At 45.4% G+C, this 23,459-nt stretch carries 24 protein-coding genes; 14 read left to right on the top strand and 10 right to left on the bottom strand.

Features of this window, described 5'->3' with window-relative positions:
* Window positions 1-50 precede the first annotated feature (50 nt).
* A complete protein-coding gene (locus ACUM5Y_RS09440) occupies window positions 51-1,262 on the bottom strand; it encodes a Gfo/Idh/MocA family protein (protein ID WP_445976626.1) in 1,212 nt (403 codons plus the stop codon).
* 109 nt (window positions 1,263-1,371) lie between these two features.
* On the opposite strand from ACUM5Y_RS09440, the gene ACUM5Y_RS09435 reads away from it, so the two are divergent.
* A complete protein-coding gene (locus ACUM5Y_RS09435; RefSeq protein WP_445976625.1) occupies window positions 1,372-2,268 on the top strand; it encodes a LysR family transcriptional regulator in 897 nt (298 codons plus the stop codon).
* Window positions 2,269-2,344: 76 nt separating this feature from the next.
* Here the strand turns inward: ACUM5Y_RS09435 and ACUM5Y_RS09430 are convergent, their stop codons facing one another.
* Entirely contained in the window at window positions 2,345-3,415 is a 1,071-nt protein-coding gene (locus ACUM5Y_RS09430) for a TRAP transporter substrate-binding protein (RefSeq protein WP_445976624.1), read from the bottom strand.
* 211 nt (window positions 3,416-3,626) lie between these two features.
* On the opposite strand from ACUM5Y_RS09430, the gene ACUM5Y_RS09425 reads away from it, so the two are divergent.
* Window positions 3,627-4,364, top strand: a complete 738-nt coding sequence (locus tag ACUM5Y_RS09425) for a GntR family transcriptional regulator (protein WP_445976623.1) — start codon at window positions 3,627-3,629, stop codon at window positions 4,362-4,364.
* Between the two features lie 17 nt (window positions 4,365-4,381).
* Here the strand turns inward: ACUM5Y_RS09425 and ACUM5Y_RS09420 are convergent, their stop codons facing one another.
* The 5 genes from ACUM5Y_RS09420 to araD form a co-directional block, all read right to left on the bottom strand.
* The gene (locus ACUM5Y_RS09420; RefSeq protein WP_445976622.1) at window positions 4,382-5,134 is read right to left on the bottom strand and encodes a TSUP family transporter; all 753 of its coding nucleotides are present in this window, start codon (window positions 5,132-5,134) and stop codon (window positions 4,382-4,384) included.
* A 61-nt stretch (window positions 5,135-5,195) separates the two neighbouring features.
* Window positions 5,196-6,482: a TRAP transporter large permease gene (locus ACUM5Y_RS09415; RefSeq protein ID WP_445976621.1), complete on the bottom strand. Its 1,287-nt coding sequence runs from the start codon at window positions 6,480-6,482 to the stop codon at window positions 5,196-5,198.
* A gap of 4 nt (window positions 6,483-6,486) precedes the next feature.
* Window positions 6,487-7,035, bottom strand: a complete 549-nt coding sequence (locus tag ACUM5Y_RS09410) for a TRAP transporter small permease (RefSeq protein ID WP_445976620.1) — start codon at window positions 7,033-7,035, stop codon at window positions 6,487-6,489.
* Between the two features lie 11 nt (window positions 7,036-7,046).
* Window positions 7,047-7,814 carry an HpcH/HpaI aldolase family protein gene (locus ACUM5Y_RS09405; RefSeq protein ID WP_445976619.1) on the bottom strand — a complete coding sequence of 256 codons (768 nt, stop codon included), beginning with the start codon at window positions 7,812-7,814 and terminating at the stop codon, window positions 7,047-7,049.
* A complete protein-coding gene (gene araD, locus ACUM5Y_RS09400; protein WP_445976618.1) occupies window positions 7,815-9,536 on the bottom strand; it encodes an L-arabinonate dehydratase in 1,722 nt (573 codons plus the stop codon).
* A 263-nt stretch (window positions 9,537-9,799) separates the two neighbouring features.
* Here araD and ACUM5Y_RS09395 point away from each other — a divergent pair, with 263 nt between their 5' ends.
* The 9 genes from ACUM5Y_RS09395 to ACUM5Y_RS09355 all read left to right on the top strand — a co-directional run bounded on the left by ACUM5Y_RS09395 (window position 9,800) and on the right by ACUM5Y_RS09355 (window position 18,910).
* Window positions 9,800-11,260 carry an NAD-dependent succinate-semialdehyde dehydrogenase gene (locus tag ACUM5Y_RS09395; protein WP_445976617.1) on the top strand — a complete coding sequence of 487 codons (1,461 nt, stop codon included), beginning with the start codon at window positions 9,800-9,802 and terminating at the stop codon, window positions 11,258-11,260.
* A 74-nt stretch (window positions 11,261-11,334) separates the two neighbouring features.
* Window positions 11,335-12,099 (top strand): SDR family NAD(P)-dependent oxidoreductase, encoded by a 765-nt coding sequence (locus tag ACUM5Y_RS09390; protein ID WP_445976616.1) that lies wholly within the window; start codon window positions 11,335-11,337, stop codon window positions 12,097-12,099.
* Window positions 12,100-12,311: 212 nt separating this feature from the next.
* Window positions 12,312-13,076, top strand: a complete 765-nt coding sequence (locus ACUM5Y_RS09385; RefSeq protein ID WP_445976615.1) for a helix-turn-helix domain-containing protein — start codon at window positions 12,312-12,314, stop codon at window positions 13,074-13,076.
* Window positions 13,073-14,611: a sulfatase family protein gene (locus tag ACUM5Y_RS09380; protein ID WP_445976614.1), complete on the top strand. Its 1,539-nt coding sequence runs from the start codon at window positions 13,073-13,075 to the stop codon at window positions 14,609-14,611. Before ACUM5Y_RS09385 ends, ACUM5Y_RS09380 begins: the two co-directional genes overlap by 4 nt.
* A 52-nt stretch (window positions 14,612-14,663) precedes the next feature.
* Window positions 14,664-15,692, top strand: a complete 1,029-nt coding sequence (locus ACUM5Y_RS09375) for a TRAP transporter substrate-binding protein (RefSeq protein ID WP_445976613.1) — start codon at window positions 14,664-14,666, stop codon at window positions 15,690-15,692.
* Window positions 15,693-15,749: 57 nt separating this feature from the next.
* Window positions 15,750-16,259: a TRAP transporter small permease gene (locus ACUM5Y_RS09370; protein ID WP_445976612.1), complete on the top strand. Its 510-nt coding sequence runs from the start codon at window positions 15,750-15,752 to the stop codon at window positions 16,257-16,259.
* Entirely contained in the window at window positions 16,252-17,529 is a 1,278-nt protein-coding gene (locus ACUM5Y_RS09365; protein WP_445976611.1) for a TRAP transporter large permease, read from the top strand. The genes ACUM5Y_RS09370 and ACUM5Y_RS09365 overlap by 8 nt, the downstream gene beginning before the upstream one ends.
* A gap of 39 nt (window positions 17,530-17,568) precedes the next feature.
* Entirely contained in the window at window positions 17,569-17,889 is a 321-nt protein-coding gene (locus ACUM5Y_RS09360; protein WP_445976883.1) for a YidH family protein, read from the top strand.
* Between the two features lie 361 nt (window positions 17,890-18,250).
* Window positions 18,251-18,910, top strand: a complete 660-nt coding sequence (locus ACUM5Y_RS09355; RefSeq protein ID WP_445976610.1) for a DsbA family oxidoreductase — start codon at window positions 18,251-18,253, stop codon at window positions 18,908-18,910.
* A 79-nt stretch (window positions 18,911-18,989) separates the two neighbouring features.
* On the opposite strand, the gene ACUM5Y_RS09350 is transcribed toward ACUM5Y_RS09355, so the two are convergent.
* The 3 genes from ACUM5Y_RS09350 to ACUM5Y_RS09340 all read right to left on the bottom strand — a co-directional run bounded on the left by ACUM5Y_RS09350 (window position 18,990) and on the right by ACUM5Y_RS09340 (window position 20,999).
* Window positions 18,990-19,628 (bottom strand): RpiB/LacA/LacB family sugar-phosphate isomerase, encoded by a 639-nt coding sequence (locus tag ACUM5Y_RS09350; RefSeq protein ID WP_445976609.1) that lies wholly within the window; start codon window positions 19,626-19,628, stop codon window positions 18,990-18,992.
* 75 nt (window positions 19,629-19,703) lie between these two features.
* Window positions 19,704-20,051, bottom strand: coding sequence for a cupin domain-containing protein (locus tag ACUM5Y_RS09345; protein WP_445976608.1), 348 nt, complete (start codon window positions 20,049-20,051; stop codon window positions 19,704-19,706).
* A gap of 279 nt (window positions 20,052-20,330) precedes the next feature.
* Window positions 20,331-20,999, bottom strand: coding sequence for an ATP-binding cassette domain-containing protein (locus tag ACUM5Y_RS09340; protein WP_445976607.1), 669 nt, complete (start codon window positions 20,997-20,999; stop codon window positions 20,331-20,333).
* Between the two features lie 433 nt (window positions 21,000-21,432).
* Between ACUM5Y_RS09340 and ACUM5Y_RS09335 the strand changes: the two genes are divergently transcribed.
* The 3 genes from ACUM5Y_RS09335 to ACUM5Y_RS09325 all read left to right on the top strand — a co-directional run bounded on the left by ACUM5Y_RS09335 (window position 21,433) and on the right by ACUM5Y_RS09325 (window position 23,457).
* The gene (locus ACUM5Y_RS09335) at window positions 21,433-22,098 is read left to right on the top strand and encodes a helix-turn-helix transcriptional regulator (RefSeq protein ID WP_445976606.1); all 666 of its coding nucleotides are present in this window, start codon (window positions 21,433-21,435) and stop codon (window positions 22,096-22,098) included.
* Window positions 22,098-22,379 (top strand): putative quinol monooxygenase, encoded by a 282-nt coding sequence (locus ACUM5Y_RS09330; RefSeq protein ID WP_445976605.1) that lies wholly within the window; start codon window positions 22,098-22,100, stop codon window positions 22,377-22,379. The genes ACUM5Y_RS09335 and ACUM5Y_RS09330 overlap by 1 nt, the downstream gene beginning before the upstream one ends.
* A gap of 235 nt (window positions 22,380-22,614) precedes the next feature.
* Window positions 22,615-23,457 (top strand): ABC transporter ATP-binding protein, encoded by an 843-nt coding sequence (locus ACUM5Y_RS09325; protein WP_445976604.1) that lies wholly within the window; start codon window positions 22,615-22,617, stop codon window positions 23,455-23,457.
* The last annotated feature ends 2 nt before the right edge of the window (window positions 23,458-23,459 follow it).

Here is a 23,459-nt window from a genome sequence, read left to right as displayed (position 1 = left end):
ACAGCAAACACTGTTGGGCGTTTTATTTTATGGCCTATTGGTCTACTTAGTTATAGATCAATACCCTTTGCTTTCAGTAAGTCCGCAACTTCAACGATTTTACCCGTTTTTACCGATTCCTCTGCTGCACAACCTACCACAACAGACCAGAAGCCTTCTTCTACCGTCGCGCTGTCTGTTTCTTTACCGGCCATTTGGTCCGCAAAAGCCACATGTTCAAACCAAGTGGCACCATTGTGACCAGACGCTTCGATCAGTTTTGGGTAGCTTGGCTGAGAAGTTTTAGATGGACGATTTTGACCACAGAATACTTCCATTTCCGTACGCAAACGCGCATTTTCACTAAAGTCTTCAATCTCAGCGGCTTTTACTCGGCCTTCATCGCCACACACCAGTAATTCTTCGTGGAACATTGGGGCGAACATGCACAGGTTGAAGCCAGCACGGACACCGTTTGCGTACTCTACGGTAACAAAAGCGCTGTCTAGAATGTCGGACTTCTCACCTTTAAACTCAAAATCACGGAAGTTAGTCGACTGAGAACCATTTGCGTAAACGCGCACAGGGCGAGACTGGGCAAATAAGTTCATTAGGTCAAAGTAATGACAGCATTTCTCTACCAAGGTACCACCTGAGTATTTAGAGAATTTGTTCCACTGATTAACCTTGTCTAGGAAAGGAATACGGTGCTCCATGATGTTGATCATTTTCACATCGCCCACAGCTTTACGTTCTAGCACTTCATGGATGGCTTCACTGTAAATAGACTTGTAACGGTATTGCAGACCAATTTGCAGTACAGAACCGTACTCTTTGGCCATTTTTGTGATTTCGTAAGCATCTTCTAATTTGGTTGCCATCGGCTTTTCCATGAAGATGTGCTTACCAGATTTGATCGCAACTTTTAGTACGTCTAGGTGAGTGTAGTTCGGCGTACAAATAAGAATGCCGTCTACTTCTGGGTCATTACAAGCAGCTTCTAGGCTTTCGTAAACCTTAAAGTCTTCGTCGGTGATTTTGGCAAATTCTTCTTTCGCTACTTTAATGCTGCGTTCATTAAGATCGAATACACCATGAATTGCTGAGCGGCCAACACGAGTGGCAACACGCATGTGCTCCATTCCTATCATGCCACAGCCGATTAAGCTGACTTTAAATTGAGCGGGCTCTTTGGCGAAAAAGTGGCGCTCTTCTTCATTGATGTAGTGGAAAGCTGGGCCTGTGTAGCTAAATAACTGGCCGTCGATTTTTTCTCTGCTCATGATGTCTGTCCTAACAAATTATTAGTTTTATTTTGTAGGTCTAAGATAGAAAAACAGTATCATAATGTCTAATATATCTTTCTATCATCTTTAATATAAAAAACGTCTTATGCGCTTTAGAAAATTACATTACTTCGTTACTGTCGCCGAGGAGCTACATTTTGGCCGTGCAGCCGCACGCTTACACATAGCTCAGCCGCCGCTCTCACAGCAAATCAAGGCCATCGAAGATGAAATGGGAGCAAAGCTGTTTGAACGCAGCAGCCAAAAAGTTACCCTAACCCCCGCTGGGGCAGCGTTTTTACCCCAAGCCAGAGCCATGATAGAAAACTGGGAGAAAATCCAAGAATCGGTTCGAGGCGTCGCAACAGGCAAGGCTGGTAATTTGTCACTGGGTTTTGTTTGGGCGGCGGGAACGCCACATTTTTCGGCGGGCATTGCCTCCTTTAAACAAAACAATCCAGAAATCACCCTCAACCTAGAGGAAATGACCACCAGCCAAGCTCTGGACGCTTTGCATGCGGAAAAGCTCGATATCGCTATGGTGCTTTATAACCCGCTTATGGACACTGCGGATTTAGAACACCAGCACTACGAAAGTCAGCAACATATTTTGGCGTTACCAGAACACCACCCTTTGGCTGAACTAGCGGTTGTTCCGCTCATTAAACTGCATCAGTTACCCTTTATTTCTTTCGCTCGCCAAGCTCACCCATCACTCTATGATCAGATCATGCATCATCTACACAGTGCTGGTGTAGAGCCCAACATAGTACAGGTCGCACGCCTTACCCAAACCACTAGAACATTAGTGGCCGCTGGGGTTGGCATCGCCCTAGTGCCCGACTCTACTCAGTTTGATCAACGAGAAGGACTTACCTTTCGCCCCATTGAAGGCAAGCTGCCTGAACTCGCCATTCACTTTATGTGGCGTAAAAATAGCCAAAGCCCTTTGATGAGCCGCTTAATTGACCATTTACAAGAGCATGGCGTTCGCTCGCAATAAAGCCAAAAAAAACCAGTGGCCTATGGCCACTGGTTAAACGGAACATCAAACAAATATTACGATTGGCTTTAACGCGTTATTGTTGCGCCATGTAAGCTTTGTCGATCGACGCTTCACATGCATTGACTGCATTTTGTGTGATATCCACCCACTTAGCACCGTACTCTGTGATAAACCAATCACGAACAGGTTTAGCCGCCGTTTGGAATTGCGCTTTTTCGTCTGCAGTTGGTGCGTAGATAGTACCGCCAGCCGCTTTGAAAGCATTGTAAGCTTCGATTTGGCGACGCTTAGGCATAACCGTTGTCACCATGCGTAGCGCATCAAAACCATCCATCATGATGTGCTGAAGATCTTCAGGCATATCTTTTAGAGAGTCGTTGTTCATCCACCACATAGATGCCATGTAAGCGTGACCATCTAGCGTCATGTACTTAATGTGCTCGTTAAACTTCATACCCATAATATCGGTAATACCGTTTTTAGAGCCTTCCACCAAGCCAGTTGCCAACGATGTGTAAACCTCAGGCCATGGCACTGCGGTTGGGCTACCACCCATGGCTTTTACCAATTCCATTTGGATTGGTGAGTTGATGGTACGGATTTTTAGGCCCTTCACATCAGCAGGTGTTTTGATCTGTGTATTGGTGGTCGCAAAGTTACGCCAGCCGCCGGTGTTGCCGATTGTCATTAGGCGCAAGCTGCCCGTTCTGTCCAACAGCTCTTTACGGATAGGGCCCGCTAATAATTCGCTGTTTAGCGCACATTCAGCAATACGATCGCTTGGGAACATGTAAGGAATATCTAGAGCTTGGATTTCAGGGAAGACGTTGGCTAACCCCCCTGTTGTAGTATTGAATACCTGAATGAGGTTGGCTTGTAGGGCCTCAATACATTCCGTTGGGTTACCACACAGCTGACCACCAGAATAAATATTCACTTGGATACGGCCATTAGACTGAGCTTCCACATAGTCTTTCAGTACCACGGCACCGTCGTAATCTTCATCACTGGTGTTTGAAAGGTGAACAATGTTGAACTCATAGTCTGCTGCTAGCGCAGGTAGCGCAGCAACTGCCATAGAGGCCGCAACAAGCGTTGGGGCGAATTTGCTGGCAGTAGATTTTAAGAAGGTAGTTTTTTTCATTACGAAAGCTCCGTTGTTATTTTTTTAAAGCACTCATGTTGTTGAAACATTGAAAGCAAACTTACCAAATGACACGTTTTTTTCATGGTGACATTTAATGTTTTCTTGCTATGATGGTTTTATATCTTATATAAGACACGCAGTGCAAGAAAAGAACAGTTTTTTTTCTTACCTTTAGGTATTCTTAAATGAAAAAGTGATAGGAAACGAAATGGCTAGCAGCAATAAACCCTCACCCACCTTCAAACCCCTCTATCAGCAAGTACAAGAGCTGATCACTGTTCGTATTATTGAGGGCGTTTGGAAACCAGGCGAAATGCTGCCGAGTGAATTCCAATTGGCAGACTTATTAGGCGTTAGCCAAGGTACGGTTCGTAAGGCGCTGAACGCTCTGACAGAAGACAATGTCTTATTCCGCCGCCAAGGGGTTGGTACCTTTGTTTCTGAACACACGCTACAAAAAATGCTGTTCCACTTTTTCCATTTTAAAAGCGACAATGGTGACGTGGCGGCTGAGCTGCCTAACGCCAAGCTGATCGCCACTCGCCTTATTCAGCCTAGCGACAACATTCGCCAGATTCTTGAGCTTGAAAACGATGATCAGGTAATCGAGATTCACCGAGTTCGCTTTGTCCAAGATGCCAGCAGCATTCGCGAGTTAATCTACCTTCCTGCGCGCTATTTTGCGGATCTAGAACAAGTCGAGAAGCTGCCCCATTCACTGTATAACTACTATCAACAGCAGTTCAACATTACCATCCACAAAGCCACAGACAGCATCAAGGCGGTACTCAGCACTGAGCAAGATAAGGACATACTGAATGTGGCGCTAGGTCAGCCCCTATTGGAAGTAGCTCGCACGGCAAAATCTTTGGATGGTCGTATTGTGGAGTATCGTCTCAGCCGCGCTAACACTGAAAACCTACATTATCTTGTCGAGCTAAATTAGTCCTAATTTGGCAGGCCCTATAGGCCTTGCCAAATTAAGCTCGCTCCAGACAGTAACAACAAGCTGAACGCTAGAAAACGCATGGTTCGACTGGATATTGGCAGGGGAAATTTCTTCGCAATCAGCGTCATTGCGACCACCACAGGAAAGCCCACCACACACAACCACCAAGTGGCCGTATCTACTTCTTGAGTGAGACTTACCGAGGTGACTCTAAGGGTTGCTGTACAAAAGAAAATTCCCAGCAAGGTCGCTCGTATTCTGCTTTGAGCATCAGGCTGACGATACATCATAAAGGTGATCGGCGGACCAAATGTGGCGAACATCCCCCCCATTAAGCCACCAATAACACCACTTAATGCAAATGCCCCAGCCGACGATGCTTGCCGCACATGGTGAGCTTGTATCATCATCACCAAACTGCTCACCACGATACACACGCCTAAGCTGAGCTTTAGCCAACCTATGGCATTGTCCCCAAGGTAATCCAACAACCAAACCCCAACCACAATGGCCGGAAGACAAGGCACAAGGAAACCGACAAAGGCACGGCGATTTATCTCTCGCCAATCACCGCCCCGCAAACCTAAGCCTGCGTTAATCAAGCTAAGTACACTTACCGCAAACGCTGTCACCTCTATGGGTGCTAAGCCAAGGGCTGACACACTGCTCACCACGATTAGCCCGAAGGCAAAACCTGTGGTGGCTTGTATATAGCTGCCAAGCGCGAAGAACAGCAGCAATAATAGGCTAGAACCATCGATATCCATGCTGCCTCCTGTTAAATAAAGGGCACAGCTGTGCCCTGCATAACTTTGTGAGCCGCCTCATTTAAGAGGCAAACCCAAACAGACGAGGCAGAGTCATGGTTAACGCTGGAATATAAGTAATCAACAAGATCACAAAGATGTGCACCGCCAAGTAAGGCAGCATTTCGCGGCTGATGGTTTCCACTTTTTCACCACTGACACTGGAAGCTACAAAGAGCACCAAGCCCATGGGAGGCGTCGTTAAGCCAATGGTTAAGTTGACACACATCACAATGGCGAAATGCAGCGGATCGATACCGAACTGAGTCACGATTGGCCCTAGGATAGGCCCTAGAATCAAGATGGCTGGTCCTGCATCCAAGAACATTCCCACCAACAATAATAGGATGTTGATGATCAATAGTAATAACAGTGGGTTCTCAGTCAGTGTCACCATGAACGAGGCGATCTTTTGTGGCGCCCCAGACAAACTAATCACAGAAGAGAAAGCCACCGCACTGCCCACTAGGAACAAGATGACGGCAGAGGATTTAGCGGTCGCATAAAGCAAATCTGGCAAGGAGCTCACGGACATGGTGCGAGACAGCAAACTCACCGCTAGAGCATAAGCGGCAGCAACGGCAGCTGCTTCAGTGGGTGTAAACACCCCTGAAATAATGCCACCAAGCAAGATTACAGGCGTTAGCAAAGGCCAAAAGGCTTGTTTCACCGCCGTACCACGCTCACTCCATGAAGCTTTTTCTGAAGCGACTTTATAACCACGACGACGAGCAAGGAACCAAGTCATCAGCATTAGGCTACCGCCCACCAACACACCAGGGATAAGACCTGCTGCGAACAAACCACCCACCGACACATTCATTACAAATGCGTACAAGATCATGATGCCACTTGGCGGAATGATTGGCCCAATAACAGACGATGCCGCCGTGACAGCTGCGGCAAAACGACGTGAGTAGCCGTTTTTCTCCATTGCGGGAATCAGCATTTTACCCAGAGCCGAACAGTCGGCGACGGCTGAGCCACTTAAGCCCGCAAACAACATAGACGATAAAATATTGATTTGTGCCAAACCGCCACGTAAGTGACCAATAAAGGCCTGACTTACTTGCACCAAAGACAGAGTAATACCACTTCGGTTCATGACCTCACCGGCCAACATAAAGAAGGGTATTGCCATCAGCGGAAAGCTATCGATACCGTTATACAATCGCTGCGTTAGCAGCAGGTAGAACATTTCTTTGCCTTCCAAAAACAAGCTCACCCCAGGGGCAAACAACAAGGCAAATGCCACTGGCATGCCCAAAAACATGACAGATAATAATATCCAGAAAAATGCGATGCCCATGCTCTTATCCCTCGCTCTGTATGGTGGAAGCTAACGGTGTGCTTTTCGGAGCGCCGGTGACAAGGTCAACCACAGCTTTTAAGAACAGCTCCACATACACCATCATCATGACGCCAAAGCCCACTGGCATTGCCATATAGGACCATGCCTTGGTAATCGGCAAGGCCGTGGCCAACACTCGATCCCCCTTGATGGCAAAACCTAGGCTGCGATCAAAGGCGTAGTAAAGCACGGCGCCCATCAAGACATACAAGATAAGTTCAAGGATAAGCGCGGGACGACGAGGCAGAGCACCAAGAATAATGTCCAACGCCGCATGTTGCTTCATACGAGACACCACAGGCAGGGTAAGAAAAGTCATCCACACCATCAAATAGCGCGCTAACTCTTCCGACCAAGGCAAGGAGTTATCCAGTACATAACGACAAAACACCTGCACTAGGATCGACAGGGTCATCACGGCCACCGCCGTGATCGCAAGATACTTGAAGATAAAAATTATCGAGGCGTTTAAGCGCCCCAGCCAAGTTATTATTGTTGTTAATAAAAGCATGGGGATACCTATTAATCGTTGTTCATTTGCGCCAAATGCGCCTTGCATTGATTGAGCATGTTCGCCAAATCGTTCGCCATTGAAACAAAGCTAAAGCCAATTTCTAGCGCCCACTTTGCATCTTCCGGAGACGGCATTACCGTACCCACGGGAATACCGGCCGCATTACACGCCGCTACGCACTTTTCGATTTTGGCACGTACATCTGGGTGATTCACCTGGCCCGGCATACCCATGGTCATGGATAGATCACCTGGGCCAATAAAGACGGCACTGATACCTTCTAATTGACCAATCTCTACCGCCAACTCAAGTGCTTCAGGGGTTTCCAACTGAGGGATTAAACACATTTGCTCATTGGCCGCTTGCGGGTAATCTTCACGGGTAGTGTAACGCGCCGCACGGTGCATTTTAGCGAAACCGCGCTTGCCTAAAGGTGGGTACATGCTGGCTTGAACCAGTGCTTTGGCTTCTTCTACGGATTCTACAAATGGAAAGTAAAGCGTCATGCCGCCTTGATCTAACACCTGCTTAATGGCAATGGCATCATGACTCGGCATACGAATAACCGGCGCCGTTGGCGTTTGCTCAATGGCACGCAAAATCGGCGTTGTGTCATGAATACTGGCAGGGCTGTGCTCTAGATCCACCACTAGGTAATCATAATTTAAAAAAGCCATGGCTTCGGCCACTGTCGCACTGCCCGATAGCGTCCAGCCACCGACCATTTTTTGGCCATCGATCAAACGCTGTTTAAAAGGATTTATTGTTGTACTCATTTAAAAAATCTCCGGTTCATCGATGACAGCGTCACCTTGTAAAAAGTCAAAATCACAGCCTGCATTGGCTTGGGTTACATGGCTTGAGAACATGGCGCCATAACCACGGGCAAACTTAGGCGGTGGTGGCGTCCAAGCCGCTTTACGCGCTGCCATTTCTTCATCACTAATATCAAGATTAAGGGTGCGTTGTTCCACATCCAGCTCAATCCAATCACCGGTTTTAACGAAAGCCAAAGGCCCACCAACATAAGATTCTGGTGCCACATGTAGGATACAAGTGCCATAGTGAGTACCACTCATACGAGCATCGGAGATGCGCACCATGTCACGGACACCTTTTTGCAAAAGCTTTTTCGGGATAGGTAAACCACCCCATTCAGGCATGCCCGGCCCACCAATTGGTCCAGCTTGTTTGAGGACCAAGACGGTGTTTTCATCCACATCTAACGCTGGATCATCAATTTGAGCGTTCATTTCATGATGGTTTTCAAACACCAAGGCTTTGCCGCGGTGCTTTAATAAATGGGGAGATGCTGCCGACGGTTTACATACAGCACCATCAGGGCAAAGGTTGCCGGTGATCACACCAATCGTGCCGCGATCATTCACAGGATTATCCAATGGACGAACCACGTCTTCGTTGTAGATTTCTACACCCTCCAGATTTTCCCCTAGGGTGCGACCATTTACATTAAGTTGATCCAAATGCAGATGTTCTTTAAGACGGGTTAACAGGGCGGGTAGGCCACCCGCGTAGAATAAATCTTCCATCAGGTATTCGCCGGCCGGCATTAGGTTGGCAATGACAGGAACCTTGCGTGCCCAGCGATCGAAATCGGCCATTGGCAAATCAATGCCTGCCCGCCCTGCCATGGCTATTAAATGGATAATACCGTTGGTGGAACCGCCCAGCGCCACATAGGTAACAATGGCGTTTTCAAAAGCTTCGCGAGTGGCGAGCTGTTTTGGCGTAAGGTCTTCAAAGACCATTTTGGTAATACGCTCGCCTGCTAAAGAGCAGAGTCTTTGGTGCGCAGAGTCCGCGGCAGGAATGGTGGCGGAACCCGGTAAACAAAATCCAAGCACTTCTGCCATCGAAGTTAACGAGGATGCGGTGCCCATGGTGTTACAGGTGCCCACAGAGCGGGTCATTTTGGCTTCAAGTTCCAACCAGTCTTCATCGCTTAAATTCCCAGCACGTTTTTCGTCCCAGAACTTTCGCGTGTGTGTCCCCGTACCAATCTTTTGGCCTTTAAAGTTGCCGTTTAAGCTGGCACCGGCAGGAATATAAATGGCGGGGATGTTCATACTGATCGCCCCCATTAGGAGGCCGGGGGTGGTTTTGTCACAACCGCCCATTAAGATAGCGCCGTCAATGGGATGGCTGCGCAGTAGCTCTTCGGTTTCCATGGCGAGAAAGTTGCGGTACATCATGGTGGTAGGCTTTACCATCACTTCCCCAAGGGACATGGCGGGCAACTCTAATGGATAGCCCCCAGCGCGAATAATGCCTTCTTTGACAAATTGTGCTCGCTCTCTTAAATGCGTGTGACAGGTGCTGATGTCACTCCAAGTATTGATAATGCCAATAACCGGACGCCCCATAAAATCGCTACGTTTATAGCCGGTTTGCTGGGTTCGCTGACGGTGGGCAAAAGCTCGCATGTTATCAGGAGCAAACCATCGCTGACTGCGAAGATCTTCAATCTGTTTCGCCATGTAACTATCCTGTAATTTTAACCATTGTTATTGTTGTTTCATCAAGTTAACAAACGCTTCTTATTTACGGCTTCTTGAAACTTGTGTTATAAATCTTATATAAGACATAAGACAAGTCAAGAACTATCCTATATTTGCTTTTAAATTGCGCGACTAAAAAGCCTCTTTAAAAGGTAAGATTTCTTTTATAAATGAAAGACTTGATCATTGTTTTTACGATCGAAAGCCAATAAAAACACACTGGATCATTACTGAGGTACACCATGCTCGAACTATCAAATAGTGCACTGCTACAAACCAAATGCTTAATTAACGGCAAATGGGTCAACGCTAAAAATGGAAAAACACTGGATGTCTTTAATCCTGCATCAGGTGAGCTCATTACCACTATTGCCAGTGTCGGGCCTGAAGAAACTCAAGATGCCATTGTTGCCGCTGAAGCCGCGCAAAAGACTTGGAAGAAAAAAACCGCTAAAGAGCGTGCCGCGCTATTACGTCGCTGGCACGATCTACTACTGGCCAACCAAGACGATTTAGCTAAGCTAATGACCGCTGAGCAAGGCAAGCCTTTAGCTGAGTCCCGCGGAGAAATCGGTTACGCAGCGTCCTTTATTGAATGGTTCGCAGAAGAAGGTAAGCGTATTTACGGCGATATGATCCCGACCTATGCACCTGACCGCCGTATCATGGTATTGAAAGAGCCTGTAGGGGTTTGTGCTGCCATCACGCCTTGGAACTTCCCTGCGGCTATGATCACTCGTAAAGTCGGCCCAGCTTTGGCATCGGGTTGTACCATTGTTATCAAGCCAGCTTCCGAAACCCCTTTAAGTGCATTGGCGATGGGCGTCTTGGCGCAAGAAGCAGGCATTCCGGCTGGTGTTATCAATATCGTCGTAGGCTCGGCTCGTGAAATTGCCAAGACCCTTACCGATTCACCGATTGTCCGCAAGCTGACCTTCACAGGCTCAACACCGATCGGCAAGTTGTTAATGAAAGACTGTGCCGACACCATGAAAAAAGTCTCCCTTGAACTTGGCGGCAACGCGCCTTTCGTAGTGTTTGATGATGCCAATGTTGATGATGCCGTAGAAGGCGCAATGATCTCGAAATACCGTAATGCTGGGCAAACCTGTGTCTGTGCTAACCGCATATATGTGCAAGCAGGGGTATATGATGCCTTCGTTGAAAAGTTCGCAGCAAAAGTCGCGGCTATGAAGATTGGCCACGGTACAGAGTCTGGCGTTGAGCAAGGCCCACTGATTAATAGTTCGGCGGTCGATAAAGTGGACGAGCATGTGCAAGACGCTCTCCAAAAAGGCGGCACCTTGGTCACGGGCGGTAAACGTCACGAATTGGGGGCGAACTTCTATCACCCAACCGTTATCGCTAACGCTAGCCAAGACATGCTGTTTGCCAAAGAAGAAACCTTTGGTCCGCTGGCACCTGTGTTCAAATTTGAAACAGAAGAAGATGTGATTGAGTTGGCCAACGACACAGAATACGGCCTAGCGTCTTACTTCTACTCTCGTGATATTGGCCGCATCTTCCGTGTTGCCGAAGCGCTAGAGTCTGGTCTAGTGGGCGTAAACGCCGGCGTGATCGCCACAGAAGTCGCACCTTTTGGTGGTTACAAAGAGTCAGGATTGGGTCGTGAAGGCTCTAAATACGGTATCGACGACTATGTGAATACCAAATATGTTTGTTTGGCAGGCTTGGATAAGTAAGCCCCTTTCATCTCATTTTAGGTGCTTACGCGTTCCGTAAGCACCTTGTTTTCATTTGTCGACAGGAGAATCTAATGCCGGCATTAAGCAATGTTTACCCTTCATTAAAAGACAAAGTCGTTTTCATCACTGGCGGCGGCTCTGGTATCGGTGAGTGCCTTGTTGAGAACTTTATCAAGCAAGGCGCTAAAGTCGCTTACATTGATATCGATGAAAGTGTCTCTTTGGCCCTAAATAAAAGACTAGAAGACACCTATCAAGCCACGCCTTGGTTTAAGCAAGTAGATGTGCGAGATATCGCTGAATTACAAACCGCTATCGACGAAGCCGCAGAGCAACTGGGTGGCCTTGATGTGTTGGTTAATAACGCAGGTAAAGACGATCGCCATAATATGGAAGATGTTACCCCTGAATACTGGGATAACTGCCTGAACATCAACTTACGCCCTCACTTTTTTGGTATGCAAGCAGCGGTGAAGTGGATGAAAGAAGGCGCGAGTGTCATTAATATGGGTTCTATTGGTTGGATGCGTGGTCGCCATGAAATGGTCGGCTACACCACCTCAAAAGGTGCAATCCACACTTTAACCAAAACCATGGCTCGTGATCTTGGCCCTAGAGGCATTCGAGTGAATTCCGTGGTGCCCGGTGCTATTGTGACCGAACGCCAGAAAGCCCTTTGGCTGACCCCAGAGATTGATCAGCAATTCATTGATCTACAATCATTAAAGTTTCGTATTCAACCCGAAGAAGTGGCGGCTATGACACTATTCCTTGCGTCGAATGACAGCCGCGCTTGTGCAGGCCAGAACTTTATTGTTGATGGCGGCATCGTTTAAATTCCAAACGTTAAACCACGCTTAACTTATTTCATTCGTTAATCCCTAAAGCCTATCGCTCTATTTAAACAACAGAGCGATAGGCTTTTATATTATTTTTCCCCTTTATAATCAGCCACATAAAAACTAATGACCATATATGGAATTATAGTCTCCATATTTGGCTTCACTTTTATTATTCTCTTTCCTAAGATCTTTCCACGGAGATTAATATGACATCTGAACCAGTTAGAAAAACAATAAAAGTCATCGAGCTATTTGCCATGAATGATAAAGCTGAAACATTAGCCAGCATTTCTAGGAAGTGTGATATTCCCAGAGCGACGGCCTCTCGTATCGTAACAACGCTCGAACAAGAGGGTTATTTACGACGCTGCAAAAATAAGTCCTATGTTCGTAACTTTTATTTGCAAAAGAAAATGAGTTTAAGCGAAGAGTACCTGAGTATTCTTGAACAAATACTAGAAGACATTGCGGAAAAAAGTGAGCAGTCTGGCGAAGCAATATTTATCGAAAACAGTCAGCTATATTGGCTATCAAAAAAAGAATCTAAAAATGTCGCCTTCCGTTTAAAAGCTCATGCGGGCTTTAGACGACCTCTCTATGAATTAGATGCACCCTCTCGATTAGGCTTAGCCGCTATGGGCTGGGAAACCGTTCGAAAACAATTCGACACCAGCGCTTTTTTCGAAGCGGGAAAATCACGTAATAGCGTGTCAAAAAGCACCTTAAAAGAGCAGCTGCAGACCACCTCATTAACAGATGTTCAGTACGACATTGAAGGCAATATCCGAGGCATTCGACGCTTTTCTAAAGCCATCTTTGATAAAAATGGGCAGTTTGTACACCTACTTTGTATTGCGGAAGCGGCTATATCTGTTCACGACGTTCATGAACATATTGAAAAAAATAAAAACTTACTCAATCAAGCGGTTAAAAAACTTTCCGCTTTTCTTCATAGCGAGCAGAACCAATGAAAAAACAACCTAATATACTTTTTATTATGGCGGATGATCATGCCTCAAAAGCAATTAGTTGCTATGGGCACGGCATCAATAAGACACCGAACATCGATCGCATTGCTCAAGAAGGGATGCTGTTCAATCATTGTTATGTCACCAACTCTATCTGTACTCCGAGTCGCGCCAGTATTCTTTGCGGCACGTACAATCATGTGAATGGCGTAACAACGCTGGATAGCAAAATTAATAAACACATCCCAAATGTGGCCAAACACTTGCAAACAGGTGGCTACCGAACTGCAATGATAGGCAAATGGCATTTGGGTGAAGGTAAAGATCATGAGCCTTCCGGCTTTGATTTCTGGTCTGTGCTACCAGGGCAAGGGGATTATTTTGATCCCGAACTAATAGAAATGGGCGAGCATATTCAAGAACCGGGTTATGCTACGGACATTATTACAGACAAATCCCTCGATTGGCTGAGCCAAACCAGCGACGACAAGCCTTTTTTCCTCATGTGCCATCACAAAGCCCCCCACCGCTCATGGGAAGCTCATCCAAAGAACAGACATCTATACCAAGAAGACATCAAGGTTCCAGAAACTTTTTCTGATGACTATAAGAACCGAGCCAAAGCCGCTGCAGCTGCAAAAATGAGAGTAGATGGTGACATTACGTATTTTGACCTTGGACTCGTTCAGCCAGAAGGTGGATCTGAGGTCGGAGAAATCGCAGTTGAGGGTTCGAAAGATAGAAAAATCCCCCACCCTGAAGACTTAACTGACTTCAAACTGATCGATAAAGACACAGGTGAAGTATTTACATTTGAAACCCATGAGTCTCTTTCTCACTTCAAATACCAGCGCTATATAAAGCGATATGTTCGAACCATTGCTTCAATCGATGAAAGCGTTGGACGATTACTAGACTATCTAGATGAAACAGGTCAAGCTGATAACACCATTGTCATTTACACCTCTGACCAAGGTTTCTTCTTAGGCGAGCACGGATGGTTTGATAAACGATTTATGTACGAAGAATCGTTCCAAATGCCTTTCTTAATCCGATATCCAGACGGCATCAAGCCCAGCACAGTGAATAATGAAATCATCTCCAATGTCGATTTCGCACCTACGTTTTTGGATTATGCCAATTTAACCGTACCCAATTACATGCAAGGTTTAAGTGTCCGTCCTCTATTGGAAGGCTCGACTCCTGATAATTGGCAACAAGTGGCATATCACCGTTATTGGATGCACAGCGACGAGCACCATAATGCTTATGCTCACTATGGTATACGCAACAAAAGATACAAACTGATTTTTTGGTATAACGAAGGGTTAGATATGCCTGGCACACAACCCGGCGGCGAAGAAAAAGAATGGGAGTTATTTGACTGTGAGGAAGACCCACTAGAACTTTTTAATTGCTACCACGATCCGCAATATAAAGAGATCGTAAAAGAACTAACACTTCTTCTTGATAAAAAAATGTTGGAGATTGGAGACATTCCAAGACATGACACGCGAGAGATTATGAAAGCACTGTAAGTTTCAATGGTTACCCAATTACGTCTATTAAAAAAAATAAAAGGACTGAAAAATGAAATACTCAATGTTAACGAAAGCTCTTTCATGCACATTATTAATTAGCTCATCTGCACTCACGTTTGCGGCTGATTATAACTTCACTATGGCAACGACCACCCCAGCTAATTCCCCTTGGGGCAGCACTTTAACCAGTTTTCAAAACCTTGTTAAAGAGTACACCAAGGGTCAGGTCGAAATTAACGCTAGCTTTGGCGGTGCCCTTGGTAATGACACCCAGCTATTACAAAAAACCCAATTAGGCTCAACTGTTCAAGGCGCTCAATCATCTGGAGCAAACTTAGGCTCTGTGGTGAGTGCTTTTAAAGCCTTCGATGTGCCGTACATTATCAATAGCTTAGAAACGAGCACCAAGCTCTTTTATCCAAATGGCTCCCTTGGCGGTGAAACCGTCGATGAATTACAGTCTTTAATGGCCAAAAAGAACCTAAGATTATTGTATGTCATGCCGTTTGAATTCCGTGGCATCCTGACCACCGAGAAAACAATCAATTCGCCAGCGGACATGGAAGGCTTGAAGATACGTGTTACTCCAAGTGAAGTAGAGCGAAGCATGATTACTGAGCTGGGTTCAGGGGCAACAACTCTGGGTATTTCCGAAGTCTATACAGCACTTCAAACCGGCACAGTAGACGGACTAGCCATTCCTCCGATCACTGCGGTAGCGTTTGGTCTTCATGAAGTCGCCAACAATATTAATTTGCTTAACTTCCAGCCTCATGGCTCCTTTATGACAGTGAACGCCAGAGCATGGAGTAAGCTACCTAAAGATATCCAGGCTAAAGTCCAACAGGCGGCTGATAAAGCGGTTCAAGAAAACATCCAAGTCTTCGAGTCTGAGTTAACCACTGCGCTGGCAAAATTCAAAGAGCAAGGTGTGAAGGTTATTCAGCCATCTCAACAGGTTCAAGACGAGTTTGCCGCTATTATTCAAGCGCCTGCGGCGAAGATCGCCACTCAAAATTTTAACTCTGACGAAAAGCACTTCTTTAAAACGCTTCAAACTGCGTTAGATAAAATCTAAAACTATTAAGGTAGGGTTGATAGCCAACTCTACCTTATTTTCTGAAGTTGAAATGTTATGTATAAACTTATAAAAATAATAGATCAGTATTTTGAAGAAGTATTATGTAGCGGCATGCTCGCATACATCGCGGTGTCTCTAAATGCTGAAGTGTTTAATCGTTATTTTTTAAACTCTCCTTCTGCGTTCACCGACGAAATTGCTCGTACACTTATGATTATGTTGGTTTTTCTTGGTGTGCCGTGGGCAGTTAAGCTTAATAAACATGTGATTATTGACCTTATCCCTACCACTGCCAAGTGGCAAAAAAAGCGATTCTACATAGAGTTTATTTCTCACTCTATCTTTATCTTGTTCTGCATTTTGTTCATCAGTGCGTCTTATCGAGCAGCAGAGTTTCACCATATGCTTGGCTCCATTACAGAGGGCTTAGGACTACCCTATTGGCTACTACTCGGCGCCCTCCCTGGCATTTTTACGCTGACTATTTTCAGGCTGCTACAACGTATTTATAAATTGCTTCAGACCCAAAAAGCAGTAACGACGCAAGGACCTAATAATGTCTAACTTAGAGATTTCGCTTATTGTTTGCTCGTTCTTTCTATTCATCATGTTCCAAGTGCCCGTTGCTATTGCATTAGGTTCAACGTTGTTTGTGGCTTTCTATTACATGGGGTTTGATACCATTGAGCTCGCATTAGATGCCTATCAATCACTCGACAGTTTCCCATTACTAGCCATACCTATGTTCATTTTGGCGGGTACTCTCATGGCAACAGGTGGGGTCGCGCAGCGGATTCTCGATCTAGCAGATGAGTTTGTGGGTCACTTACCAGGCGGCTTAGCGATAGTCACCATTTTTGCTTCGTTACTCTTCGGAGGGCTTTCGGGTTCTGCTCCTGCAACGGTTGCCGCGATAGGTACGATTACCATTCCAGCTATGATCAAACAGGGCTATGACAAAGGCTTTGCGGCGGGTTTAACGGCTTGTTCTGGGGTCATTGCGATACTCGTGCCACCGTCCAACCCTATGATCATCTATGCTTTGGCCCAACCTGGCACTTCCGTTTCTTCTATGTTTTTAAGCGGCTTAATCCCTGGTTTATTATTAGCTCTGGGCATCGCGATTCCAGCGTACTTTGTGTCTAAAAAGAATAATTGGGGCGGTAATCGTCAGGCGGGGACATGGTCGACTCGAATAAGAGCGGTTGCCAATGCGAAGTGGGCAATATTAACACCTGTGATCATTCTTGGAGGAATATATTCCGGCGCCTTCACTCCTACTGAGTCCGCCGCTGTAGCATCCTTGTATGCCTTTATTATTGGTGCATTTGTTCATAAGGAAATAAAGCTGAACAACGTATTTTCGGTGTTTTCTCAATCCGCCATTATGTCTGTCGTAGCCATGTTCCTCATTCCTTTTGCGGTGGTGCTTGGGAAGCTTTTATCCTCTCAGCAGATCCCCGAACTGATCACCAGCTCTATGTCGGGGGTATTAGATGGTAAGGTAATTACCATTCTTATGATCATTCTTTTCTTGCTGTTTGTCGGGTGTTTTATGGACACTCTAGCATCCATCATTGTGCTCACGCCTTTGCTTTACCCCATGTTAAGCCAATATGGTATTAGCCAATATCATTTCGGCATCATTCTGATTGTATGTTTAGGGCTTGGGTTCGTAACGCCTCCCTTAGGAGGGAACTTATTCATTGCTAACCAAATCAGTAAAACTTCGGTTCAACGGGTTTTCATCGGAGCACTACCAACGCTTGCGGGTATGTTAGTGGCGGCACTGTTGATCGCATTTATCCCAGCCTTCTCAGAAAGCTTTTTGTGATAGAAGGGACTCTACTTGGCTAAATGGTATGAAGAAGGAGTGAACCCAGATTATAGGTTCACTCTAGCAAACGAAAGAACCTTTCTGGCTTGGGTGAGAACCGGGCTGGGGTTCTTTATCAGCGCAATTTCCATAGATCAATTGCTAATCTATATGGAAACAGAGTCCTTGTTGAGAGGACTCCCTTATTGTTTGTTGGCGATTAGCACTCTGTGTATTGTGAGCGGATACATAAGGTGGAAACGAAATGAAAAACATATGCGAAATAGCGACCCACTGCATTATGGCATTGCCAGCCTCTTGCTGACATTGATTGCGATTGGAACTGTAATTGCGTTTGTGCTTTATAAATTATGGTGACTCCTCCTGAAACACAGTTTGAACGGACTCAGCTATCTTGGATTAGGACACTGTCCTTATGCCTACTGAGTCTGTTGTTTATATTGAGAGATAACATCACATTATCCTCTTTACTGTTTTGCATGCCCTTTTTGATGGGTGTGGCTTTCACTTACCTTGCCAAAAGTAAGCTGTGTTTTTGCCTTTCGATACTTTATCTAATCGCCTTTTTTCTCTTTGTAAAAATATCTTCTCTTGTTCTATAGACAGGGTTTTAATTGTGCAAATCATGCGCAACCTCAAAAGCTTTTACGAATATGGGCTTTTATTTTCCCCTTACGCCCTAAACAATGCTGTAACGACAAACTAATGAGAGAATGTTATGAAAGCAGCAATAGAGATCAAATTCGTATCCGATATCATGTGCCCTTGGTGTGTGGTTGGGCTGCGCAACCTTGAGATCGCTCTCGCTAATCTGGATGATAAGGTTAGCAGCGAGATGACGTTCCAGCCTTTTGAATTGAACCCACAAATGCCAGCAGAGGGGCAAAACTTCGCAGAGCACATTGTTGAAAAATATGGCATTACACCTGAGCAGTCCGATGAAAACCGTAAGATGATTCAAGCCCGAGGCGCAGAAGTGGATTTTGAGTTTAGCTTCAGTCCTGAGAGCCGTATGCGTAATTCCTTCGATGCTCATCGTTTATTACATTGGGCCAATCTAGAGGGTAAGCAAGCGCCCCTTAAAAATGCTTTGTTTAAAGCTCACTTCACCCATAACCAAGATGTGAGCGACCACCAAATTTTGGCCGACATTGCTGCAGATGTAGGGCTTAATCGCCAAACGGCCAAAGGGGTGCTAGAGAATGGCTATTACAGTGATGAAGTACGCCAGTTAGAAAAGTTCTGGCATGAAAACGGTATTAGCTCTGTACCAACGGTAATCATCAATAATAAGTATGCGATTTCTGGTGGTCAGCCTGCGGAGCAGTTTCAACAAGCACTAGAAGAAATTTTAGAGAAGGAAACAGCTCAGGCTTAAGCTTTTCTAATTTGATAAAAGTTACATAAAAAAAGCAGTACCATTTTCATGGTACTGCTTTTTTGTTGATGGCTAATCATTAGCCCAATAATGAGGTTACATAGTCTGCTATGTCTGGGTTCTGACAGTTTGCAAAGAAACACTCTTGGAAACGTTTACCCGTCACTGCAGTGCGCACCAACTCTTGGTCGATGGCTTTTAGCGTATCTAGGTAGTTGTCTTTCATGGTGGCCGCTTTAATGTCATTCAAAAGATTGGCATTTTCCACCTGAGGCGCTTTACGTTCAACTGGGTAGCCCTCACCACGTGGACCAGTAAAAGCTTTTTCAAACATATAACGGGCATTAAGTTCTGCCGCCCAGCCAAAGCCTTTGGCGAAAGCAAGAGCAATGGCGTTACCATTGTTAATCTGGTTGAACAAAAAAGCATCGGAAGGTTCTAGACAGTAGCCACAAACAACACCTGGATGAGCATTTAGAGACATCATCGCTCCTTGACCTGTACCACAGCCAGCCACCACAAAATCTACGGCTTTGGCATTTAGCAGTAAGCTGGCCATAATGCCCAGATGTATATAGGTTAAGTGATGGTCTTTTTCATCACTCATACCAACGTTATACACTTGGTGATCTAGTGGCTTAGCCACGTCAGTGAGTTGTTCTAGAATGATGGCATTTTTCGCCGCTTGGCTATTCTCCATCATTAATGCAATTTTCATTTTCTTCTCCAAGGGCTAATTAAGATCAGCCACCTCATTATTGTTATTTTTACGGGTCTTATCGCCTGTTAAGGCTTAGTAACCGTCTTTACCTGGAGCTTGGTTTACAAAATCTTCGCGCATTGGAGCGAATGTATCTAGCAAAACACCTTTTTTCAGGCAAACACAGCCGTGCATTACGTTAGGTACTTTATACAAGGCATCGCCAGCTTTGACGATTTTTGTTTCTTCGCCGATGGTAAATTCGAACTCACCAGACAATACATAAGTAATCTGCTCATGAGGGTGGTTATGCATCGCACCAATCGCACCTTCTTCGAAGTAAACTTCTACGCTCATAACATTGTCACTGTATGCCATGATCTTACGAGAAACGCCTGCACCCAAATCTTCTAATTTTACATCGCTGTTATATACAAACATGCTGCCCTCTTCATTTGTATGATGATTAACAAAGCGTCATATTGCCGCAAATAAATATCAGTTTCAATTGTTTCCGACATATTGAGGCCCTCAACAGAGGCTTTACCAGCGCTTTTTTCGCATCCCAGAAAAAGTCATCTTGGCAAGGCTGCGAGATATAAACGAATAACACTGTAGATAAGCCCTGAGGTTATGCACATAAAGTCTCTCTAGGAAAAAATGCCCAGTCTTACTTTTTCTGTGGATAACCCATGTTCGCTGGCTTAGCGTAGCAAAGCACTAGTAAATACTCGCCCCGAAACAAGCATTTAGAGCGTGACTGTGGGGCGAATTGATGGGTGAATGCTGAACCACTCTTGGGTCACCACTGATAATCAAGACGAACTTGCCCTGCTCTGCTTGCTCACGAAGCAAGGACAATATGTTTTGGGCACTCAGTTCATCCACTCGACCGGTTGGGTCATCTGCAATGATGATATTCGGATCCGCCACCAAGGCTCTTACTAACGCGATGCTTTGTTTCTGCCCCTGATTAAATTGATTAATATTCTTATGAATATCCTCTATTCCCAACTGTATCAACAAGTTAGTCGCTCGTTGACGAATATCTTCGCCTTCTCGCCAATTCGTAACCTGACAGGACAAGACCACATTATCTAATGCCGACAAGTGCTCGATTAACATGGTTTGTTTCGCCAACACTCCCATCTGCTCTGCGCGCCACTTTGCACGAAAAGACTCTGAGAATTCAAACAAAGGCATGTCTGACCAAAATACAGAGCCCTGTTTAGGCGCTAATAAGCCACAAATCAGGTTCAAAAAGCTGCTTTTTACAGCGTCGGATATGCCACGTAGCACATGTACTTGGCCAAAAGGAAGGATCAAATCAGGTAAACCAAACTCGACGTTGTCATCTGGTTCAATTTTGGTATCAATAATACGTAGCATACAACCGCCTTCTTCGCTTTCAGTAAAGCATCCTTGCGGAACATCCAGTCTTGTTGAACAAGCACCAGAAAAACATTTCCAAGAGATCAGCGCGATTATTAAAATGTGAGCTAGCTTGTGGAGAATGGTGCCACACCAGAAGCCTAGCTCTTCAGTTGGAATCTAACCCTGCCTAACAAGGTTATCTAGCCAATCAGCTGGAAAACTGTCTCTAAAAGAGCGTTTCCTGTGGGGCATAGTACAAGTTGAACGTGACAGATTTTGGGCGATGCTATGACGATTTTGTGTCAATCATGAGGCAAAAGAATGCTTAAGCGTCACTCAACTGTCATCTTCGCTCAATATATTGTTACCTTTGGACACTCATAATTGTAATTGTTTGTTTTGTGTGCAATATTTTTAACACCGTCACAATGACAGGAAAATCCCTATTATGAAAATGAAAGATTTACTGGATAGTATTGAGCCGGAAAAAAAGGTGAAGAAAAAGAAAAAGCTCAAGAAAGAAGCCGCCAAAAAAAAGAAACCAGCCAAAGAAAGCCCAAAGAAAAAAGCGCCCGAGGAAGCTAAAAAGCTTAAAGCAGTTAAGCCTTCCGCCCCTAAGCAACCGCCAGAAAGTGTCGAGATAGAAGCTCGTCTACCAGAAGCGACTAAGGCTGTTGATGAAAGCGCTAAAGCTGCCCCTTCTGTGAGCACCACAGAAAGTAGCAAGACCGTTGTTACCAAAACGCCGCCCCCTGAAGCTGTGAGCGCACAAACTAGTACCACGGACATTAGCCGTAATCGCGTTTCCAAAAACCTACAAGTGCCATCAGCGACAGAGCAACGACTCGCCATTAATACAATTGTTAAACAATTGATATTAGGGGAAATTACTCAAGGCTTTGCGCTTCGAGAACTGCGCGTAAAAGTCTTAGGCATTCGCCAAGAAAGTTTTGCGAATCAAGTAGGCGTGTCTCGGAAGACCTTGTCTGAAATTGAAAATAATAAGGGAAACTACACTTCGGAAATCATTAACAAGGTGTTTCAACCCTTTGAATTGCAAGTGGGTCTGGTTCCTACTTCTAGCATGGCGTTGGTTGCCATGTTTAAAAGTTAATGAGAGTTAGCTTACAAGGTTACATACTTGTTCCGCCTGAAGACTTAACAGCCGTTCGTCAGGCTCTGCCTCTGCACATATCTCTTACCCGCCAAGAGGCGGGTTGTATTCTGTTTGAGGTGACTGAAAGCCACCAGCAAACAGGTCGCTTTGATGTACATGAGCAATTTGTCGATCGACCCGCTTTTGAGGCCCACCAAGCTCGTGTGAAGAACTCCGATTGGGGAGCAATCAGTCGTCATGCTGAGCGCTTCTATCAAATCACAGAAGATGATCTTTAACCCTCGTTAGCCGTCTGTATTCCCTTACCGATAAAGGGTTCACAGGTGAATAAAAGGACATTCAATCTGTGCATGCAAAGATGAAAATTCCCCTCCTCCTCTTACTTGTCCACACCCTGGCCCATGCGTATAGTCTGCGCTCTTAATGAGGATGATGCATTTAACTTAATAGATTAGATGATAAGCACACTAAAATGTTATATTATAACAAAATATAATTTACTGGCTAATATTGATGACATCGGCAACCCCCAACTCAGCTCACAAGAATACTGCGCTAAATAGCTTTGCTCACTGCCAAGCTGCGTCGCTCCAATTGGAGTCGGTTGCTTGGTCACCCTATCGCAATAAAGCTTTGCTGGCGCCAATTAGTATTAAAATTAATGCTGGAGAATTTATCGCTGTCGTAGGCCCGAATGGTTCTGGTAAAACAAGTTTATTGCGTTGCCTCTATCGTGTTAATAAGCCCTCATCTGGCCGTGTGCTGCTCGATGGTGTCGATATTTGGTCTATGTCTCCTCGCCAATGTGCCCAACGCGTTGCCACCGTATTGCAAGATGCAGGTGGGGAATTTGGCTTAAGTGTTTTCGAGATGGTTGAGATAGGCCTTACCCCAAAGTCTCATCGTTGGGGGCGCTCAAACGAAGATGTGGCCGCTATTGAAAACGCCCTAGAGCTACTGGATGTTTCGCATTTAGCCCAGCGTCCTTTTAATGCCTTATCCGGTGGCGAACGCCAACGGGTAATGATTGCTCGCGCCATAGTACAGGGCCCAGACCTACTTATTCTAGATGAGCCAACCAATCACCTCGATATTCGACACCAATTAGAAGTGCTGGAACTATTAGCCAGTTTACCTTGTACCGTGATTGTCTCTTTACATGATTTATCTCTTGCTGCCCACGCAGATCAAGTTTTGGTGATGAAGTCAGGACAGATGCAAGATTACTCGCCACCTCAAGAAGCCTTTAAAGCACAGCAAATTAAACATGTTTTTGAGGTGAACACTGTCATCGACAAACACCCGGTGACACAACGTCCACGATTTTCTTTTTATCTTGATAAACCAGAGGACTAACC

This window comes from Marinomonas dokdonensis, assembly GCF_052747885.1.
Note: the sequence above shows the minus strand (reverse complement) of the source record. Positions and strands in the feature narration are given on the sequence as shown.

Bases quoted from the DNA above. Each gene is read 5' to 3' on its own strand.
- ACUM5Y_RS09440 (WP_445976626.1), bottom strand. From the start codon at position 1,262: ATGAGCAGAGAAAAAATCGACGGCCAGTTATTTAGCTACACAGGCCCA.
- ACUM5Y_RS09435 (WP_445976625.1), top strand. From the start codon at position 1,372: ATGCGCTTTAGAAAATTACATTACTTCGTTACTGTCGCCGAGGAGCTA.
- ACUM5Y_RS09430 (WP_445976624.1), bottom strand. From the start codon at position 3,415: ATGAAAAAAACTACCTTCTTAAAATCTACTGCCAGCAAATTCGCCCCA.
- ACUM5Y_RS09425 (WP_445976623.1), top strand. From the start codon at position 3,627: ATGGCTAGCAGCAATAAACCCTCACCCACCTTCAAACCCCTCTATCAG.
- ACUM5Y_RS09420 (WP_445976622.1), bottom strand. From the start codon at position 5,134: ATGGATATCGATGGTTCTAGCCTATTATTGCTGCTGTTCTTCGCGCTT.
- ACUM5Y_RS09415 (WP_445976621.1), bottom strand. From the start codon at position 6,482: ATGGGCATCGCATTTTTCTGGATATTATTATCTGTCATGTTTTTGGGC.
- ACUM5Y_RS09410 (WP_445976620.1), bottom strand. From the start codon at position 7,035: ATGCTTTTATTAACAACAATAATAACTTGGCTGGGGCGCTTAAACGCC.
- ACUM5Y_RS09405 (WP_445976619.1), bottom strand. From the start codon at position 7,814: ATGAGTACAACAATAAATCCTTTTAAACAGCGTTTGATCGATGGCCAA.
- araD (WP_445976618.1), bottom strand. From the start codon at position 9,536: ATGGCGAAACAGATTGAAGATCTTCGCAGTCAGCGATGGTTTGCTCCT.
- ACUM5Y_RS09395 (WP_445976617.1), top strand. From the start codon at position 9,800: ATGCTCGAACTATCAAATAGTGCACTGCTACAAACCAAATGCTTAATT.
- ACUM5Y_RS09390 (WP_445976616.1), top strand. From the start codon at position 11,335: ATGCCGGCATTAAGCAATGTTTACCCTTCATTAAAAGACAAAGTCGTT.
- ACUM5Y_RS09385 (WP_445976615.1), top strand. From the start codon at position 12,312: ATGACATCTGAACCAGTTAGAAAAACAATAAAAGTCATCGAGCTATTT.
- ACUM5Y_RS09380 (WP_445976614.1), top strand. From the start codon at position 13,073: ATGAAAAAACAACCTAATATACTTTTTATTATGGCGGATGATCATGCC.
- ACUM5Y_RS09375 (WP_445976613.1), top strand. From the start codon at position 14,664: ATGAAATACTCAATGTTAACGAAAGCTCTTTCATGCACATTATTAATT.
- ACUM5Y_RS09370 (WP_445976612.1), top strand. From the start codon at position 15,750: ATGTATAAACTTATAAAAATAATAGATCAGTATTTTGAAGAAGTATTA.
- ACUM5Y_RS09365 (WP_445976611.1), top strand. From the start codon at position 16,252: ATGTCTAACTTAGAGATTTCGCTTATTGTTTGCTCGTTCTTTCTATTC.
- ACUM5Y_RS09355 (WP_445976610.1), top strand. From the start codon at position 18,251: ATGAAAGCAGCAATAGAGATCAAATTCGTATCCGATATCATGTGCCCT.
- ACUM5Y_RS09350 (WP_445976609.1), bottom strand. From the start codon at position 19,628: ATGAAAATTGCATTAATGATGGAGAATAGCCAAGCGGCGAAAAATGCC.
- ACUM5Y_RS09345 (WP_445976608.1), bottom strand. From the start codon at position 20,051: ATGTTTGTATATAACAGCGATGTAAAATTAGAAGATTTGGGTGCAGGC.
- ACUM5Y_RS09340 (WP_445976607.1), bottom strand. From the start codon at position 20,999: ATGCTACGTATTATTGATACCAAAATTGAACCAGATGACAACGTCGAG.
- ACUM5Y_RS09335 (WP_445976606.1), top strand. From the start codon at position 21,433: ATGAAAATGAAAGATTTACTGGATAGTATTGAGCCGGAAAAAAAGGTG.
- ACUM5Y_RS09330 (WP_445976605.1), top strand. From the start codon at position 22,098: ATGAGAGTTAGCTTACAAGGTTACATACTTGTTCCGCCTGAAGACTTA.
- ACUM5Y_RS09325 (WP_445976604.1), top strand. From the start codon at position 22,615: ATGACATCGGCAACCCCCAACTCAGCTCACAAGAATACTGCGCTAAAT.